The organism is Pseudomonas sp. TSO6 (assembly GCF_056098905.1).
Window position 1 is genome coordinate 24,092 of record NZ_JBLZWV010000072.1, and the last position, 15,082, is coordinate 39,173.

15 protein-coding genes and 1 other RNA gene are annotated in these 15,082 nt (G+C 64.7%); 5 read left to right on the plus strand and 11 right to left on the minus strand.

Annotated elements, in window-relative coordinates; genetic code table 11:
• Positions 1-96: 96 nt before the first annotated feature.
• The 10 genes from gcvP to ACN6NG_RS28745 form a co-directional block, all read right to left on the minus strand.
• Complete coding sequence (gene gcvP / locus ACN6NG_RS28700; RefSeq protein ID WP_353457111.1) at positions 97-2,970, minus strand: aminomethyl-transferring glycine dehydrogenase; 2,874 nt, start codon at positions 2,968-2,970, stop codon at positions 97-99.
• A gap of 195 nt (positions 2,971-3,165) precedes the next feature.
• Positions 3,166-3,549 carry a glycine cleavage system protein GcvH gene (gcvH, locus tag ACN6NG_RS28705; protein WP_016502155.1) on the minus strand — a complete coding sequence of 128 codons (384 nt, stop codon included), beginning with the start codon at positions 3,547-3,549 and terminating at the stop codon, positions 3,166-3,168.
• Positions 3,550-3,600: 51 nt separating this feature from the next.
• Complete coding sequence (gene gcvT / locus ACN6NG_RS28710; RefSeq protein ID WP_063424124.1) at positions 3,601-4,683, minus strand: glycine cleavage system aminomethyltransferase GcvT; 1,083 nt, start codon at positions 4,681-4,683, stop codon at positions 3,601-3,603.
• 123 nt (positions 4,684-4,806) lie between these two features.
• Positions 4,807-6,429 carry an ABC transporter permease gene (locus ACN6NG_RS28715; protein WP_434555317.1) on the minus strand — a complete coding sequence of 541 codons (1,623 nt, stop codon included), beginning with the start codon at positions 6,427-6,429 and terminating at the stop codon, positions 4,807-4,809.
• Positions 6,430-6,589: 160 nt separating this feature from the next.
• The gene (locus ACN6NG_RS28720) at positions 6,590-7,591 is read right to left on the minus strand and encodes an extracellular solute-binding protein (RefSeq protein ID WP_063424122.1); all 1,002 of its coding nucleotides are present in this window, start codon (positions 7,589-7,591) and stop codon (positions 6,590-6,592) included.
• 220 nt (positions 7,592-7,811) lie between these two features.
• A complete protein-coding gene (locus ACN6NG_RS28725; RefSeq protein WP_162838454.1) occupies positions 7,812-9,029 on the minus strand; it encodes a 2-octaprenyl-3-methyl-6-methoxy-1,4-benzoquinol hydroxylase in 1,218 nt (405 codons plus the stop codon).
• 9 nt (positions 9,030-9,038) lie between these two features.
• Entirely contained in the window at positions 9,039-9,521 is a 483-nt protein-coding gene (locus ACN6NG_RS28730; RefSeq protein WP_353457109.1) for a DUF4442 domain-containing protein, read from the minus strand.
• Positions 9,518-10,717: a 2-octaprenyl-6-methoxyphenyl hydroxylase gene (gene ubiH, locus ACN6NG_RS28735; RefSeq protein WP_063424120.1), complete on the minus strand. Its 1,200-nt coding sequence runs from the start codon at positions 10,715-10,717 to the stop codon at positions 9,518-9,520. Before ubiH ends, ACN6NG_RS28730 begins: the two co-directional genes overlap by 4 nt.
• Entirely contained in the window at positions 10,714-12,048 is a 1,335-nt protein-coding gene (gene pepP, locus ACN6NG_RS28740) for a Xaa-Pro aminopeptidase (RefSeq protein WP_063424119.1), read from the minus strand. Before pepP ends, ubiH begins: the two co-directional genes overlap by 4 nt.
• A gap of 21 nt (positions 12,049-12,069) precedes the next feature.
• On the minus strand, positions 12,070-12,624 hold the full coding sequence (locus ACN6NG_RS28745) for a YecA/YgfB family protein (protein ID WP_016502163.1): 555 nt from the start codon (positions 12,622-12,624) through the stop codon (positions 12,070-12,072).
• Between the two features lie 181 nt (positions 12,625-12,805).
• On the opposite strand from ACN6NG_RS28745, the gene ACN6NG_RS28750 reads away from it, so the two are divergent.
• From ACN6NG_RS28750 to ACN6NG_RS28765, 4 genes are all read left to right on the plus strand, one after another.
• Positions 12,806-12,988, plus strand: coding sequence for a TIGR02449 family protein (locus ACN6NG_RS28750; RefSeq protein WP_029886233.1), 183 nt, complete (start codon positions 12,806-12,808; stop codon positions 12,986-12,988).
• Positions 12,985-13,305: a cell division protein ZapA gene (locus tag ACN6NG_RS28755; protein WP_049278290.1), complete on the plus strand. Its 321-nt coding sequence runs from the start codon at positions 12,985-12,987 to the stop codon at positions 13,303-13,305. The genes ACN6NG_RS28750 and ACN6NG_RS28755 overlap by 4 nt, the downstream gene beginning before the upstream one ends.
• 17 nt (positions 13,306-13,322) lie before the next feature.
• Positions 13,323-13,502, plus strand: a non-coding RNA gene (gene ssrS / locus ACN6NG_RS28760) — 6S RNA.
• A gap of 87 nt (positions 13,503-13,589) precedes the next feature.
• Positions 13,590-14,198, plus strand: a complete 609-nt coding sequence (locus ACN6NG_RS28765; RefSeq protein WP_474317389.1) for a 5-formyltetrahydrofolate cyclo-ligase — start codon at positions 13,590-13,592, stop codon at positions 14,196-14,198.
• A gap of 18 nt (positions 14,199-14,216) precedes the next feature.
• On the opposite strand, the gene ACN6NG_RS28770 is transcribed toward ACN6NG_RS28765, so the two are convergent.
• Positions 14,217-14,369 carry a hypothetical protein gene (locus ACN6NG_RS28770; RefSeq protein ID WP_016489747.1) on the minus strand — a complete coding sequence of 51 codons (153 nt, stop codon included), beginning with the start codon at positions 14,367-14,369 and terminating at the stop codon, positions 14,217-14,219.
• A 179-nt stretch (positions 14,370-14,548) separates the two neighbouring features.
• Here ACN6NG_RS28770 and ACN6NG_RS28775 point away from each other — a divergent pair, with 179 nt between their 5' ends.
• Complete coding sequence (locus tag ACN6NG_RS28775) at positions 14,549-14,998, plus strand: EVE domain-containing protein (protein WP_474317392.1); 450 nt, start codon at positions 14,549-14,551, stop codon at positions 14,996-14,998.
• The last annotated feature ends 84 nt before the right edge of the window (positions 14,999-15,082 follow it).

Sequence of the window (15,082 nt, forward strand, 5' to 3'; positions counted from 1 at the left end):
TCGCGGGCCTGCCCGCTCCCACAGGGACCGCACAAGGCTGAGTCTTGTGCAATGCCTGTGGGAGCGGGCAAGCCCGCGAAAAACCCAGCACCAATCTCAGCGATATGCCTCCACCGGCACACACGCGCAGAACAGGTTCCTGTCCCCATACACGTTGTCCACCCGGTTCACCGCCGGCCAGTACTTGTGCTGGCGCACGTGAGCACTGGGCGCCACCGCCTGCTCCAGGCTGTAGGGTCGGTCCCACACCCCCAGCACATCGGCCAAGGTATGCGGCGCGTGCTTGAGCGGGTTGTTCTCCGCTGGCCAGTTGCCTTCCTGCACCTCGCCAATCTCTGCACGAATCGCCAGCATCGCCTCGACGAACCGGTCCAGCTCGGCTTTCGACTCACTTTCGGTTGGCTCTACCATCAGCGTACCCGGCACCGGGAACGACATGGTCGGGGCATGGAAGCCATAGTCCATCAGGCGCTTGGCTACGTCCTCCTCGCTGATGCCAGTCAGTGTCTTCAACGGCCGCAGGTCGAGGATGCATTCATGCGCCACCCGCTGGTTGCGCCCGCGGTAGAGCACCGGGAAGGCGCCGCCCAACTGGCTGGCCAGGTAGTTGGCCGAAAGGATCGCCACCTCGCTGGCATCGGCCAACTGCGGCCCCATCATGGCAATGTACATCCAGCTGATCGGCAAGATGCTTGCGCTACCCCAGGGCGCAGCGCTGACCGCGCTGTTGTTCGGGTCCAGGCCGGGCACCGGTACCACCGGGTGGCTGGCTACAAACGGCGTTAGGTGCGCGCGAATACCGATCGGCCCCATGCCTGGGCCACCCCCGCCGTGGGGAATGCAGAAGGTCTTGTGCAGGTTCATGTGCGAGACATCGGCACCGATGTCGGCCGGACGCGTCAGGCCCACCTGGGCATTGAGGTTGGCGCCATCCATGTACACCTGGCCGCCGTGCTGATGGACCACTTCGCAAATTTCGCGAATACCCTCTTCGTACACCCCGTGGGTGGACGGGTACGTGACCATCAGGCATGACAGGCGCTCCCCGGCCGCGTGGGCCTTGGCCTTGAGGTCGGCCAGGTCGACGTTGCCGTGCGCGTCGCAATCCACGATCACCACTTCCATGCCCGCCATTTGCGCCGACGCCGGGTTGGTGCCGTGGGCCGACGACGGGATCAGGCACAGCGTGCGCTGTGGCTGGTGGCGGCTGCGATGGTAGCGAGTAATGGCCATCAGGCCTGCGTACTCGCCCTGGGCACCGGAGTTGGGCTGCATGCAGATGGCGTCGAAGCCGGTAATCGCGCACAGCCAGCGTTCGAGTTCATCGATCATCGCCTTGTAACCCGTGGCCTGGGCCGCCGGGGCAAAGGGGTGCATCTGGGCAAAGCCGGGCCAGGTGATGGGGATCATCTCACTGCTGGCGTTGAGCTTCATGGTGCACGAACCCAGCGGGATCATCGACTGGTTCAGGGCCAGGTCCTTGTTCTCCAGCTGCTTGAGGTAGCGCAGCATCTCGGTTTCGCTGTGGTGCAGGTTGAACACCGGGTGAGCGAGAAACGGCGTGCGCCGCACCAGGCCGGCGGGAATGCCTTCGGGCAGGGCCAGCTGGTCGAGGGCGGCAATCTCCAGGCCGTGGTCCACACCCAGGAAGATATCGAACAGGCGCAGCACCGTGTGCTCGTTACAGGTTTCGTCCAGGCTCACGCCCAGGTGCCCGCGGCCCAGAATGCGCAAGTTGATGTGCGCGGCTTCGGCGCTTTCGATAATGGCCGCCTGGGCACCGCCTACATCCAGGGTGAGGGTGTCGAAGAAATGCTGGTTGAGCCGCTGGATGCCTTTGGCTTCCAGGCCAGCCGCCAGGATGAAGGTCAGCCGGTGCACGCGCTGGGCGATGCGCTGCAGGCCTTCGGGGCCGTGGTACAACGCGTAGAAGCCGGCAATGTTGGCCAACAACACCTGGGCCGTGCAGATGTTGGAGTTGGCCTTCTCACGGCGGATATGCTGCTCGCGGGTTTGCAGGGCCATGCGCAGCGCCGTGTTGCCACGGGCATCGCGGGACACGCCAATGATGCGCCCCGGCATGGCACGCTTGTAGTCGTCGCGGCAGGCGAAGTAGGCCGCGTGGGGGCCGCCGTAGCCCATCGGCACGCCGAAGCGCTGGGTCGAGCCCAGTACCACATCGGCGCCCAGCTCGCCGGGGGGCGCCAGCACCACCAGGCTGAGCAGGTCGGCAGCCACGCAGGCCAGCGCCTGCTGGCTGTGCAGATGGTCGATCTGCGGGCGCAGGTCGCGCACCTCGCCGTGGGTATCGGGGTACTGCAGCAACGCGCCGAACACCGAGTGTTTGCCAAGGTTATCCACAGCGTCGACGATCAGTTCGAAGCCAAAGCCCTCGGCGCGGGTCTTCAGCACCGACAGTGTCTGCGGGTGGCAGTGCTGGTCGGCAAAGAAGGCGTTGCTCTTGTTGCGCGCCATCCGCTTGGCCAAGGCCATGGCCTCGGCGGCGGCGGTGGCTTCATCGAGCAGCGAGGCATTGGCCAGCGCCAGCCCGGTGAGGTCGATGACCATTTGCTGGAAGTTCAGCAACGCCTCCAGCCGGCCTTGGGCGATTTCGGGTTGATACGGCGTATAGGCGGTGTACCAGCCGGGGTTTTCCAGCACGTTACGCAGGATGACCGTGGGGGTGATGGTGCCGTGGTAGCCCATGCCGATGAGGCTGGTCCAGACCTGGTTCTGCTCGGCGTACCCGGCGAGCTTGGCCAGGGCGGCCTGTTCGTCCAGCGCCGCTGGCAGGTCGAGGGGGCGATTGAGGCGGATGTCTGGCGGTACGGTCTGCTCGATCAGCTCGTTGCGGCTGGCAACACCCAACACGTTGAGCATGGCCTGCTGCTCTGCGGCATCGGGGCCCAGGTGGCGACGCAGGAAAGGGTTGAGCTCTTGCAGTTGATGCAGGGATGGCGACTGGGACATGACGACGCTCTCTTCCTAGACCAGGTCTCATGGAGACTTACAAGTCTAGGAAGGGATTGCCGATTCTGCGGGGAAACTTGCTTGGTCAGTACCGGCCTCTTCGCGGGCATGCCCGCTCCCACAGGTTAATCAAAGGCCAGCGGCGGGCGCTATCCCTGTGGGAGCGGGCGCGCCCGCGAAGCAGGCGACGCGGTCTTACTCGCCGATAGCGGCCTTGTAGCCAGCAGCATCCAGCAGCTTGTCCAGCTCGGCCGGGTTGCTTGGCTTCAGTTTGAAGATCCACGCGCCGTAAGGTTCTTCGTTGAGCTGCTCCGGGCTGTCGGCCAGCTCTTCGTTGACTGCGATCACTTCGCCACCGATCGGGGCGTAGATGTCCGAAGCGGCCTTGACCGACTCGACCACACCGGCCGCGTCGCCAGCGGCGAATACCTTGCCGACTTCAGCCAGCTCGACGAACACCACGTCACCCAGGGCTTGCTGGGCGTGGTCGCTGATACCCACGGTCACACTACCGTCGGCTTCCAGGCGAGCCCACTCGTGGCTTTCGGCAAAACGCAGGTCGGCGGGGATATTGCTCATGTCTTGAATTCCTCGATTGGCTCAGCGGTAGGCCCGCCGGTTAAAAAATGTTCAGATCAGGATCTTGCCGTGGCGCACGAAGGTCGGTTTGACCACCCGCACCGGGTACCATTTGCCGCGGATTTCCACCTCGGCCCGGTCACCGGTAGCCATGGGCACGCGCGCAAGGGCAATGGACTTGCTCAGCGTAGGTGAGAAACTACCACTGGTGATCTCCCCTTCGCCAATCCCGGCCACACGCACCACCTGGTGGGCACGCAGCACGCCGCGCTCTTCCAGCACCAGGCCGACCAGTTTTTCCTGCACACCCTGTTCGATTTCTGCCAGCAGGCCGGCGCGGCCGATGAAGTCGCGCTCGGCCGGCTCCCAGGCGATGCTCCAGCCCAGGTTGGAGGTTAGCGGGGTGTGGGCTTCGTCGATGTCCTGGCCGTACAGGTTCATGCCGGCCTCCAGGCGCAGGGTGTCGCGGGCGCCGAGGCCGCTGGGTGCGATGCCGGCGCCGACCAGGTCGTTGAAGAATGCCACCGCCTGATCGCCCGGGAAGATGATCTCCAGGCCGTCTTCACCGGTATACCCGGTGCGGGCAATAAACCAGTCGCCCTCGGCAACGCCTTCGAACGGGCGCAATTCGCGAATGAGTGCTGCGCGCGTGGGGCTGAGCAGGGCTGCCACCTTTTCGCGGGCACGCGGGCCCTGGATGGCGAGAATGGCAAGATCGGGGCGGACCTGGAAGTCCACGGCAAAACCGGCCCGCTGCTGTTGCAGCCAATCGAGCACTCTAGCCCGGGTGGCGGCGTTGGTGACCAGGCGGTAGCCGTGTTCCGTGCGATAGACGATCAAGTCGTCGATCACCCCGCCCTGCTCATGGAGCAGCGGGCTGTATAGCGCCTTGCCGGTTTCTTCGAGGCGGGTCACGTCGTTGGCCAAGAGGCGTTGCAGCCAGGCAGTGGCATCGCTGCCATCGACGTCGACCACGGTCATGTGGGACACATCGAAAACCCCGCAATCGCTGCGCACCTGATGGTGCTCCTCGACCTGCGAGCCATAGTGCAGCGGCATGTCCCAGCCACCGAAATCGACCGTTTTGGCGCCAAGCGCCAAGTGCAGGTCATACAAAAGCGTGCGCTGTCCCATGGGTTTCTCCTTCCGGGCGTGGCGAAGCGGCGGCGGTCGATGACGTTTGATCGTCAGCTCTTCTTGTAGGACCCACCGCGCGAATGCCGCGCATTGTAGCCGCAAGGACGAAGGCTGGCACCCTCAGTGACTGCGACCGGGTCGATGTGCCGAACGGCGGATCAGGCCGATGACCGGCAGCAGGCCCACCAGCACCAGCGTCAATGCGGGCAGCGAGGCACGTGCCCATTCGCCCTCGCTGGTCATCTCGAACACCCTTACCGCCAAGGTGTCCCAGCCGAACGGTCGCATCAGCAAGGTGGCCGGCATTTCCTTGAGCACGTCGACGAACACCAGCAGGGCGGCGCTGAGGGCACCGGGCACCAGAAGCGGCAGATACACCTTGAAAAACAATCTGGGCCCACTCACGCCGAGGCTACGGGAGGCCTCGGGCAGTGACGGGCGGATACGCTCCAGGCTGCTTTCCAGCGGCCCGTAGGCCACGGCGATGAAACGCACCAGATAGGCCAACAGCAAGGCCGCAAGGCTGCCCAGCAGCAGCGGCTTGCCTGCCCCGCCCAACCAGCTGGACAGCGGGATGACCAAGTGGTTATCGAGGTAACTGAAGGCCAGCATGATCGACACTGCCAGCACCGAGCCGGGCAAGGCATAGCCCAGATTGGCCAGGCCGACCCCGGCGCGGATACCCCCAGTCGGCGCCTGCCGCCGGGCAAAGGCCAGCAACAGCGCCACGCTCACCGTGACCAGTGCCGCCATGCTGCCCAGGTACAAGGTGTGCAACACCAGACCGACATAGCGCTCGTCCAGGTCATGCCGGCCGCGTTGCCAGAACCACGCCAGCAGCTGCAGCAGCGGGATGACGAAGGCGCAAGCAAACACCAGCAGGCACCAGCCACTGGCCAGCAACGCCTTCATCCCACGCAGGTGGTACAACGCCTGCGCCCGCGGCCGCTCGTTGCCGCTGCGGCTGGCGCCCCGGGCACGGCGCTCGCCATACAGCACCAGCATCACTGCAAGCAGCAACAAGCTGGCCAGCTGGGCGGCGCTGGACAGGCTGAAGAAGCCGTACCAGGTCTTGTAGATGGCGGTGGTGAAAGTGTCGAAATTGAACACGGCCACCGCGCCGAAGTCGGCCAGGGTTTCCATCAAGGCCAGGGCGATGCCGGCACCGATCGCTGGCCGCGCCATGGGCAGGGCCACGCGCCAGAACGCTTGCAGGGGCGATAGCCCGAGGACGCGCGCCGCTTCCATCAGGCCTTTGCCCTGGGCCAGGAAGGCCGTGCGCGCCAGCAGGTAGACGTAGGGGTAGAACACCAGCACCAGCACGATGATCACCCCGCCGGTGGAGCGCACCCGCGGCAGGCGCATCGGCCCGAACACCTCACGCAGGGCGCTTTGCACCGGGCCGGCGAAGTCCAGCAGGCCGACGAAGACAAACGCCAGCACATAGGCAGGGATGGCGAACGGCAGCATCAGCGCCCAGTCCAGCCAGCGTCGGCCTGGGAACTCGCAGAGGCTGGTGAGCCAGGCGAGGCTGACGCCCAGTACGGTGACGCCGATGCCCACACCCACCACCAGCGTCAGGGTATTGCCCAACAGGCGGCTCATCTGGGTGTCGAGCAGGTGCGACCAGATCTGCATATCGATCGACTGCCACGACAGCAGCAGAACGCTCAGGGGCAGCAGCACCAGGGCGGCGATCAGGGAGACCGGGAGGTACCAGCGGCGTTGGGGGGTGTGGGGCAAGGCTGAAATCTCGAGTGCGATGGCGACCGCTGCGCGGTCGTTCGCGGGTGAACCCGCTCCCACAGGGACTGCACAAGATACAAGTATTGTGCGATCCCTGTGGGAGCGGGTTCACCCGCGAAGAGGCCCTGAAAGGCCCCGGAAGGATAAGGCCTGGCGCTTAGTTGTAGCCAGCCCGATCCATCAGGCGGATGGCTTCGGCCTGGCGCTTGCCGGCAATTTCCACCGGAATGCTGTCAGCCTTGAAACTGCCCCATGCCGCCACTTCCTCGGAAGGCTTCACCTTCGGGTTGGCCGGGAACTCCTGGTTGATGTCGGCGAACAGCTTTTGCGCGTCTTCGCCCGTCATCCATTCCACCAGCTTTTTCGCCGCTTCCGGGTGGGGCGCGTGCTTGGTCAGGCCAATACCCGACAGGTTGACGTGCACGCCACGGTCACCCTGGTTGGGCCAGAAGATCTTCACCGGCAGGCTCGGGTTCTGCTTGTGCAGGCGGCCGTAGTAGTAGGTGTTGACCACGCCCACGTCACACTGGCCGGCCTCGATGGCCTGGATCACCGCGTTGTCGTCGGAGAACACATCGGTGGACAGGTTGTTGACCCAGCCCTTGACGATCTGCTCGGTCTTCGCCTCGCCATGGGTCTCGATCAGGGTGGCGGTGAGCGACTGGTTGTACACCTTCTTCGCCGTGCGCAGGCACAGGCGGCCTTCCCACTGTTTGTCGGCCAAGGCTTCGTAGGTGCTCAACTCTTCGGGTTTGACCCGCTCGGTGGAGTAGATGATGGTGCGGGCGCGCAGGCTCAGGCCGGTCCAGTCATGGGACGAGGCGCGGTACTGCGGCGGAATGTTGTTGTCGATGATGTCGGACTTGATCGGCTGCAGGATGCCCATCTGCTCGGCTTGCCACAGGTTGCCGGCATCGACGGTCAACAGCAGGTCGGCCACGCCGTTGTCGCCCTCGGCCTTGATGCGTTGCATCAGCGGGGCTTCCTTGTCGGTGATGAACTTGATCTTGACCCCGGTCTTGGCGGTATAGGCATCGAACACCGGCTTGATCAGCTCGTCGATGCGCGAGGAGTACACCACCACTTCGTCCGCCGCTTGGGCGGTGCCGCCGAACAGGGTCAGGGCCAGGGCGGCCAGTAGGGGCTTGCGTGGCAACATGGGAAGCACTCCTCGGATCGTTTGAGAGGTGCGAATGGTAGTGAATCCCATTTTCTGGCTCATCTACCTAGCAGTTACCGGATGTTGCAGAGCTTGCACCGCCCATTGTAGGAGCAGCCTTGCGCTGCGAAAGGGCCGGCAGCCAACCGAGCAAAACTGGCTGGTTTCACTGGCCTCTTCGCAGCACAAGGCTGCTCCTACAAAGCATCGCGCACAGCCTTCAGGCTTTGGCCAGATCCGGCAGATCACCACTCAAACCCAACGCCTGGCGCACAAACAGCGCCTTGGCCTCCGGCATCTGCTCCACCAGTTTCAACCCGCTATTACGCAACCAGCGCAACGGCAGCGGGTTGGCCTGGAACAACCGCTCAAAGCCCTCCATGGCCGCCATCAGCGCCAGGTTGTGCGGCATGCGCCGCCGCTCGTAACGGCTCAACACCTTCACATCTGCCAGCCGCTCACCGCGCTCGCAGGCATTGACCAGCACTTCGGCCAGCACCGCAGCATCGAGGAAGCCCAGGTTGACGCCCTGCCCCGCCAGCGGGTGGATGGTGTGCGCGGCATCGCCGATCAAGGCCAGGCCCTCGTCCACATAGCGTTTGGCGTGGCGCTGGCGCAGCGGCACGCACACCCGCGGGTCGGCCTGCAGCACGTCACCCAGGCGCCCCTCGAAGGCCCGCTCCAGGGCCTGCAGGAAGGCGGCTTCATCCAGTGCCATCAACTGCTCGGCATGCTCCGGGGTGGTCGACCACACAATCGAGCACCAATCCTGCTGGCCATCGCGGGTCAACGGGAGAAACGCCAACGGCCCCTCATCGGTGAAGCGCTGCCAGGCCGTGCCCTGGTGCCCGGCACTGCAGCGCACGCTGGTGACGATGGCATGGTGCAGGTAATCCCATTCGCGGGTTTCGCAACCGGCCAGGCGCCGCACCGCCGAATTGGCACCGTCGGCGGCGATCACCAGCGGTGCACGCAGTTGCCGGCCATCCGCCAGAGTCAGCAACCACTCGTCCCCCGAGCGACGCAACTGCTCCAGCCGCGCATTGGGCAGCAGGCCGATGTCGCTGTCGTGCAGGCGCTCCAGCAGGCCATCCTGCACCACCCGGTTCTCGACGATATGGCCAAGCACCTGGGCATGCACGCTGGCGGCCGAGAAGTGAATCTGCCCGGTGCCGCTGCCATCCCACACATGCATGTCGGAATATGGCGTAGCACGCCGCTGGGCGATGCCGTCCCACGCGCCGAGGCGCTCGAGGATGCGCTGGCTGGCCGCCGACAGCGCGCTGACACGCGGTTCGAAGGGCGCCTGGGCGTCGAAGGGCTTGACCGTCAGCGGGCCGCCATCGAGCAAGAGGATTTGCAAGCCACTGTGGCGCAACGCCAGGGCCAGTGCGCTGCCGACCATACCGGCACCGACAATCAACAGATCTGCGCGCATTTCCATGCCTTACGCCAGCCTCGCTTGCGGCTTGAGCCGCACGTATAGGGTTTTATCGACCCGCGCCACCAGCTCGCCGGCGCCATCGCGGATATCGACCTGCAATCGCGGCAGGCACTTCTTGCCGGTGGCGGTCTGCTGGCGGATGTCGTCCAGCAGCGCGTCATCGACGTAGAACTCGGCATACACCGGGCCTTTGCCCGGCGAGATGAAGTCGATGCTGGCGGCCTTGTCCCAAACGATGTAGTCGCGGCCCAACTGCTCGATCAGCAGCAGCATGTAGAAAGGGTCGACCATCGAATACAGGCTGCCGCCAAACTGGGTACCGACATAGTTGCGGTTCCAGCGGGTCAGCTTCATCGCCACCTTGACGCTGCGCAGGTCGGGGCTGATGGACTGCACGCGGATGCCCGCCCCCAGGTACGGCGGGTAGAGGTTCAGCATCCAGCGCAACATACGCGCACGACGTGCCAGTTTACGCGGGTTGCTCATGCCTGCCCCCGCGGATCGGGGCGGGTGCCCAGGCCCATGGCCTGGCGGGCGAACCAGCTTTTGGCTGGCGGCAGCAAGTCGAGCCCGAGCAGCCCCAGGTTACGCCCGGCGGCCAGCAAGGGCTGGTTGCTGCCGAACAACCGGGTGACCTGGTCGGAAAAGCCGATGGTCATGGCCTGGTCCAGACGCTGGCGCTGGGCGTAAGCCTGCAGCGTGGCCAGGTCGCCAGGCTGCTGCGGGCCGGCCAGCAACGCCTCGGCCAGCGACTGTACATCGCGCAGCGACAGGTTGAAGCCCTGGCCGGCAATAGGGTGCAGGCTGTGCGCGGCATTACCCAGGACCACCAGGTGCGGCCGCACCTGCTCCTGGGCCTCGATCAGTGACAAGGGGTAAAGGTGCCGTGCCCCGACCTGGCGCAACGCGCCCAGGCGATAGCCAAACACGCCTTGCAGTTCGCGCAGGAAGCTGCGCTCATCGATGTCGGCCAGGCGCCGCGCATCCATGCCCTGGCGAGTCCACACCAGCGCACAGCGGTTGTCCGGCAACGGCAGCAAGGCCATGGGGCCTTCTTCGGTGAAGCGCTCGAACGCCTGGCCGCCGTGGGCTTCACCCGGGGTGATGTTGGCAATCAACGCGCTCTGTTGGTAGGGCGTGTGACGCACGTGAATCCCCAACTGCTCGCGCAGGCCGGAACGGCCACCGTCGGCCAGTACCGCCAGGTCGCATTCCAGCTGGGTGTCGTCATTCAACCCCAGGCGGTAACCGCCTTCGATCGCCTCCATCGAGGTCACTTCCGCCGGGCAGCGCCAGCTCACCACGTCGCTGTCCAGCCCTTGCCACAGGCACTGGCCAAGCCAGGCGTTTTCCACCACGTAGCCCAGCGCCGGCACACCCTCTTCCTGGGCATCAAGACGGGTGGCGCCGAAACGGCCACGATCGGAAACGTGAATTTGCCGGATCGGCTCGGCACGGCGGCCGATAGCCTGCCACAGGCCGTGCTGCTGGTAGATCTGCTGGGTGCCGAACGACAACGCCGAAGAGCGCGCATCGTAGCTGGGCTGGAAGCTGTCGCCGGGGGCGAACGGCTCGATCAGCAAGATCTTCCAGCCGCGCGCCTTGGCCCCGGCCTGCAGGGTCAAGGCCAGGCTTGCGCCCACCAGGCCACCGCCAATGATCGCCAGGTTCACGCGGTTCATGCCGCGTCCTTGCGGGCGGCCTGCATCAGCGCCTCGATCTCGGCAACCGTGCGCGGCACGCCCGAAGTCAGGATTTCACAACCTTGCCTGGTCACCACCACGTCGTCCTCGATCCTTACGCCAATGCCGCGCCATTTCTTGGCCACGGCCTGATTGTCGGCGCCTATGTAGATGCCCGGCTCGACGGTCAGCGCCATGCCGGGCTCCAGCACCCGCCACTCGCCGCCCACCTTGTACTCGCCCACGTCGTGCACATCCATGCCCAGCCAATGCCCGGCACGGTGCATGTAGAAGGCGCGATAGGCCTCGCTGTCGATCAGCGCCTGCACCTCGCCCGAAAGCAGGCCAAGCTCGACCAGGCCTTCGGTAATGACCTTCACGGTCGCCTCGTGGGCGTGGTTCCAGTGCTTGCCTGGGGCGATTTCGGCAAACGCCGCGGCCTGGGCCTTGAGCACAAGCTCGTAGATGGCCTTCTGCTCGGGGGAAAAGCGCCCGCTGACCGGGAAGGTGCGGGTGATGTCGCTGGCGTAGCAGTCGATTTCGCAACCGGCGTCGATCAGCACCAGGTCGCCATCCTTGAGCGGGGCGTCATTTTGCTGATAGTGCAGGATGCAGCCATTGCGCCCGGCCGCGACAATCGAGCCGTAGGCGGGCATCTTTGCGCCGCCCTTGCGGAACTCATAGTCCAGTTCGGCTTCCAGGCTGTATTCGTGCAGCCCCGCCCGGCACGCCTGCATGGCCCGCACATGGGCCCGCGCCGAGATGGCTGCAGCGGCACGCATCACCTTCACTTCCGCCGCCGATTTATACAGGCGCATGTCGTGCAGCAGATGATCCAGCGCAACGAACTCGTTCGGCGGCTGGGCGCCCAGGCGGGCCTTGGAGCGGATCACGTTGATCCAGTCCATCAGCCGCCGGTCGAACTCGGGGTTGCTGCCCATGGCGCTGTACACCCGCTCGCGGCCTTCGATCAGGCCCGGCAGGATCTCGTCGATGTCGGTGATGGGGAAGGCATCGTCGGCGCCGAAATCGCGCACCGCGCCTTCCTGGCCGGCCCGCAGCCCGTCCCACAGCTCGCGCTCCGGGTTGCGCTCACGGCAAAACAGCACGTACTCGCCATGTTCACGCCCCGGGATCAGCGCAATGACCGCCTCAGGCTCCGGAAAGCCGCTGAGGTACTGGAAGTCGCTGTCCTGTCGATACACGTGCTCGACGTCGCGGTTGCGGATGGCAACAGCGGCGGCGGGCAGGATGGCGATGCTGTTGGGGACCATCTGCGCCATCAGCGCCTTGCGCCGACGGGCATACTCGCCCTTGGGAATGTGGCTCATGGGCAGACTACCCCCGGTTGATCAGTGCAGCGATGGCTTGGGCGCGGGTGCGGCCGGCTTGGCCAGCTCGGAGAACAGCAGCAGAGGCGCCACGCGCAGGTACTCCATGACTTCCATGTAGTCGCTCTCGCCGTCTTCGGACTCTTCGAGGGCTTCCTGTACCTGGGAAATGGCCACCAGGTCCTGCAGCACATCCTTGGCTTCGTCAGACAAGTCCTTGCCACCGGCATTCAGGCCGAAACCGGTAATGAAGCCTTGGCACCACTGGCCCAGCGCGGTGGCGCGGTCGCTCAGGGCGGCGTCGTCGGAAGGCAGCAACAGGACGATGGCCATGTCGTCGCTGGTCAGCTCGCCCTTGACCATTTCCTGCAGGCCGATCAGGGCGTTGCGCACGGTGTCACCGGGCTCGTTTTCCAGCAACTGGGCGGCATCGGCCAGCCAGGCATCGGCGTCGAAGCCGGCGCCGGCGCAGCTGCGGCCGACCAGCAGGCCGTGCAGTTCGGCCGGGGTGACAGGATGACCATTGCTCGAGAGCAGCATGGCGAAGGCGATGTAAGGCGATTGGGTATTGGGCATGGGCAGCTAGGCGCCAGACGGCGCAATGACTAGAATGGAGACCTTGTATCCTAGCACCGGCAGGCGCGCCAAGACCATCGGCACTGGCCGTCGCCGCCCAGGGAGAGGCATCATCGCCAGGTGACTCAACGACGGAGCGAATCGAGTGCAACCCACGCAAGAGAACGACCTTCAGGCACTGATGAGCCGATTCGAGTTGCTGATCGAACGCGTCGAGCAACTAAAACGGCAAAATGCACTCCTAGTAGCTCAGGAAAAATCCTGGCGCGAAGAGCGCGCCCACCTCATCGAAAAGAACGAGATCGCCAAGCGCAAGGTCGAGTCGATGATCTTACGCCTCAAGGCTCTGGAGCAAGACTCATGAGTTCAAGCAATAGCGTCACCGTGCAGATCCTCGACAAGGAATACTCGATCATCTGCCCGCCGGAAGAGCGCAACAACCTGGTCAGCGCCGCGCGCTACCTGGACGGCAAGATGCGCGAGATCCGCAGCAGCGGCAAGGTGATTGGCGCCGACCGCATCGCGGTCATGGCGGCATTGAACATTACCCACGAAATGCTGCATCGCCAGGAAGACCGCGCCGAAGCCCCGGCCAGCGGCGCCAACCGCGAACAGGTGCGTGACCTGCTGGATCGGGTAGACAAGGCTTTGTCCGACGACACGGATACCAAAATCGGCTGAGATTGGTATACTGGCGCCACTCCCTGGTGGATGCGCCAGTCGGTTATGTCCCTGAGCCGATACGCACAACCACGGGGGTTGCACGCTGGGGCCGGTGTGCATGTCCGCCCGACGGAAAGCCTTAACGCCCCCTGCAATCTCCACCTTGAACTTTCGGGTTCAAGGGCTACACCGACAGCGGTCTGATCGGGGAGCCTGAATTTTTTTTGCCCGCCCCTTCAGGCGGGCAATTCGTTTTGGCCGACCGTCCAGTGCCGGCCAGTACATCTGGGATCGCCCGTGCCATGACCGACACCGCGCCGCTCACCCGCCCCCAGCTCCGTCGCCTGCTTCGCAATGCCCGCCGCGCCCTTACCCCTGCCCAGCAACGCAAGGCCACCCTCGGCCTGTACCGCCAGCTGGCGCAACACCCATTGTTCCGCCGCGCCCGCCACATTGCCTTGTACCTGCCCAACGACGGCGAAATCGACCCTTGCCTGCTGCTGCGCGAAGCCCAGCGTCGCGGCAAGCGTACCTACCTGCCAGTGCTGCACGCCTGGCCGCGCACGCGCATGGTATTCCAGCGGTTCGAGCAGGGCGAAAAGCTCAGGCCCAACCGCTTCCGTATTCCCGAGCCGGTGACCGACCGCAAGCGGCAGCGACCGGTCTGGGCGCTGGACCTGATCCTGCTACCGCTGGTCGGTTTTGACGAAGTGGGCGGGCGCCTGGGAATGGGCGGCGGCTTTTATGATCGCAGCCTGGCCTACCAGGCGCGTCGGCAAACCTGGAAAAAACCATTGCTGCTGGGGCTGGCGCACGAATGCCAGAAGGTCGAGCGGCTGGCGCAGGCCAGCTGGGATGTACCGCTGCAGGGGACGGTCTCGGACCGTGGCTGGTACCTGGCACCGCGTTGAGCGGCGCCAGCGGGGGCATCAACGTTGTGGCTGGCTGGCGTCGACCGGCATCTGGTAGGCGCTGTCCAGCTTGCGCTCCCACAAACCCTGCGCATAACCGGTGGTGACCACACCCAGGCCAAAAATGAACACCAGGATCCACAGCAGATCCGGCTTTTTGCGTTGATTCATTGAAGATTGCCCCCCAGGCAAACTGTTCAGTGCGTGGCGATTTTCTGGGTATCGCCAGCGCATCGCGCTTTAAACGGGGCGCATTTTCCGACAACCTGCGTCCGCACGCAAACCTTGACGCCAACCGGCTGTCGGTTTCGTGCAACAGGTTATTTCAAACCTTTTCAGGAGCAGCATCCATGGCCTACTGGCTGATGAAATCCGAGCCCGACGAACTCTCCATCGAAGACCTCGGCCGCCTTGGCGAAGCGCGCTGGGACGGCGTGCGCAACTATCAGGCGCGTAATTTCCTGCGGGCCATGAATGTGGGTGACGAATTCTTCTTCTATCACTCCAGCTGCCCGCAACCGGGCATCGCCGGTATTGCCAGAATCACCCGCGCAGCGTACCCCGACCCCACCGCGCTGGACCCACAAAGCCACTACTACGATGCCAAGGCCACGCCCGACAAGAACCCGTGGAGTGCGGTGGATGTGGCCCATGTGCAAACCCTGCCACGGGTGCTGGAACTGGGCAGGCTGAAGCAGCAGTCCGGCCTGGCCGAGCTGCCGCTGGTGCAAAAAGGCAGCCGCCTGTCGGTGATGCCGGTGACACCCGAACAATGGGCGGTGATTGTCGCGTTGCGTTGAAACACTGGCTATGGTCAAGGGTTTGACCGATATCAACACGCCACGAATGGCCTCGCGCCATGATGTGGTGTGCAGAACCGCAAG

Excerpts from the sequence above, each read along its gene's own strand:
- ACN6NG_RS28775 (WP_474317392.1), top strand. The coding sequence starts at position 14,549 with ATGGCCTACTGGCTGATGAAATCCGAGCCCGACGAACTCTCCATCGAA.
- ACN6NG_RS28755 (WP_049278290.1), top strand. The coding sequence starts at position 12,985 with ATGAGTTCAAGCAATAGCGTCACCGTGCAGATCCTCGACAAGGAATAC.
- ubiH (WP_063424120.1), bottom strand. The coding sequence starts at position 10,717 with ATGAACCGCGTGAACCTGGCGATCATTGGCGGTGGCCTGGTGGGCGCA.
- gcvP (WP_353457111.1), bottom strand. The coding sequence starts at position 2,970 with ATGTCCCAGTCGCCATCCCTGCATCAACTGCAAGAGCTCAACCCTTTC.
- ACN6NG_RS28770 (WP_016489747.1), bottom strand. The coding sequence starts at position 14,369 with ATGAATCAACGCAAAAAGCCGGATCTGCTGTGGATCCTGGTGTTCATT.
- ACN6NG_RS28750 (WP_029886233.1), top strand. The coding sequence starts at position 12,806 with ATGAGCCGATTCGAGTTGCTGATCGAACGCGTCGAGCAACTAAAACGG.
- ACN6NG_RS28745 (WP_016502163.1), bottom strand. The coding sequence starts at position 12,624 with ATGCCCAATACCCAATCGCCTTACATCGCCTTCGCCATGCTGCTCTCG.
- pepP (WP_063424119.1), bottom strand. The coding sequence starts at position 12,048 with ATGAGCCACATTCCCAAGGGCGAGTATGCCCGTCGGCGCAAGGCGCTG.
- gcvH (WP_016502155.1), bottom strand. The coding sequence starts at position 3,549 with ATGAGCAATATCCCCGCCGACCTGCGTTTTGCCGAAAGCCACGAGTGG.
- ACN6NG_RS28720 (WP_063424122.1), bottom strand. The coding sequence starts at position 7,591 with ATGTTGCCACGCAAGCCCCTACTGGCCGCCCTGGCCCTGACCCTGTTC.
- ACN6NG_RS28730 (WP_353457109.1), bottom strand. The coding sequence starts at position 9,521 with ATGAGCAACCCGCGTAAACTGGCACGTCGTGCGCGTATGTTGCGCTGG.
- ACN6NG_RS28765 (WP_474317389.1), top strand. The coding sequence starts at position 13,590 with ATGACCGACACCGCGCCGCTCACCCGCCCCCAGCTCCGTCGCCTGCTT.
- gcvT (WP_063424124.1), bottom strand. The coding sequence starts at position 4,683 with ATGGGACAGCGCACGCTTTTGTATGACCTGCACTTGGCGCTTGGCGCC.
- ACN6NG_RS28725 (WP_162838454.1), bottom strand. The coding sequence starts at position 9,029 with ATGCGCGCAGATCTGTTGATTGTCGGTGCCGGTATGGTCGGCAGCGCA.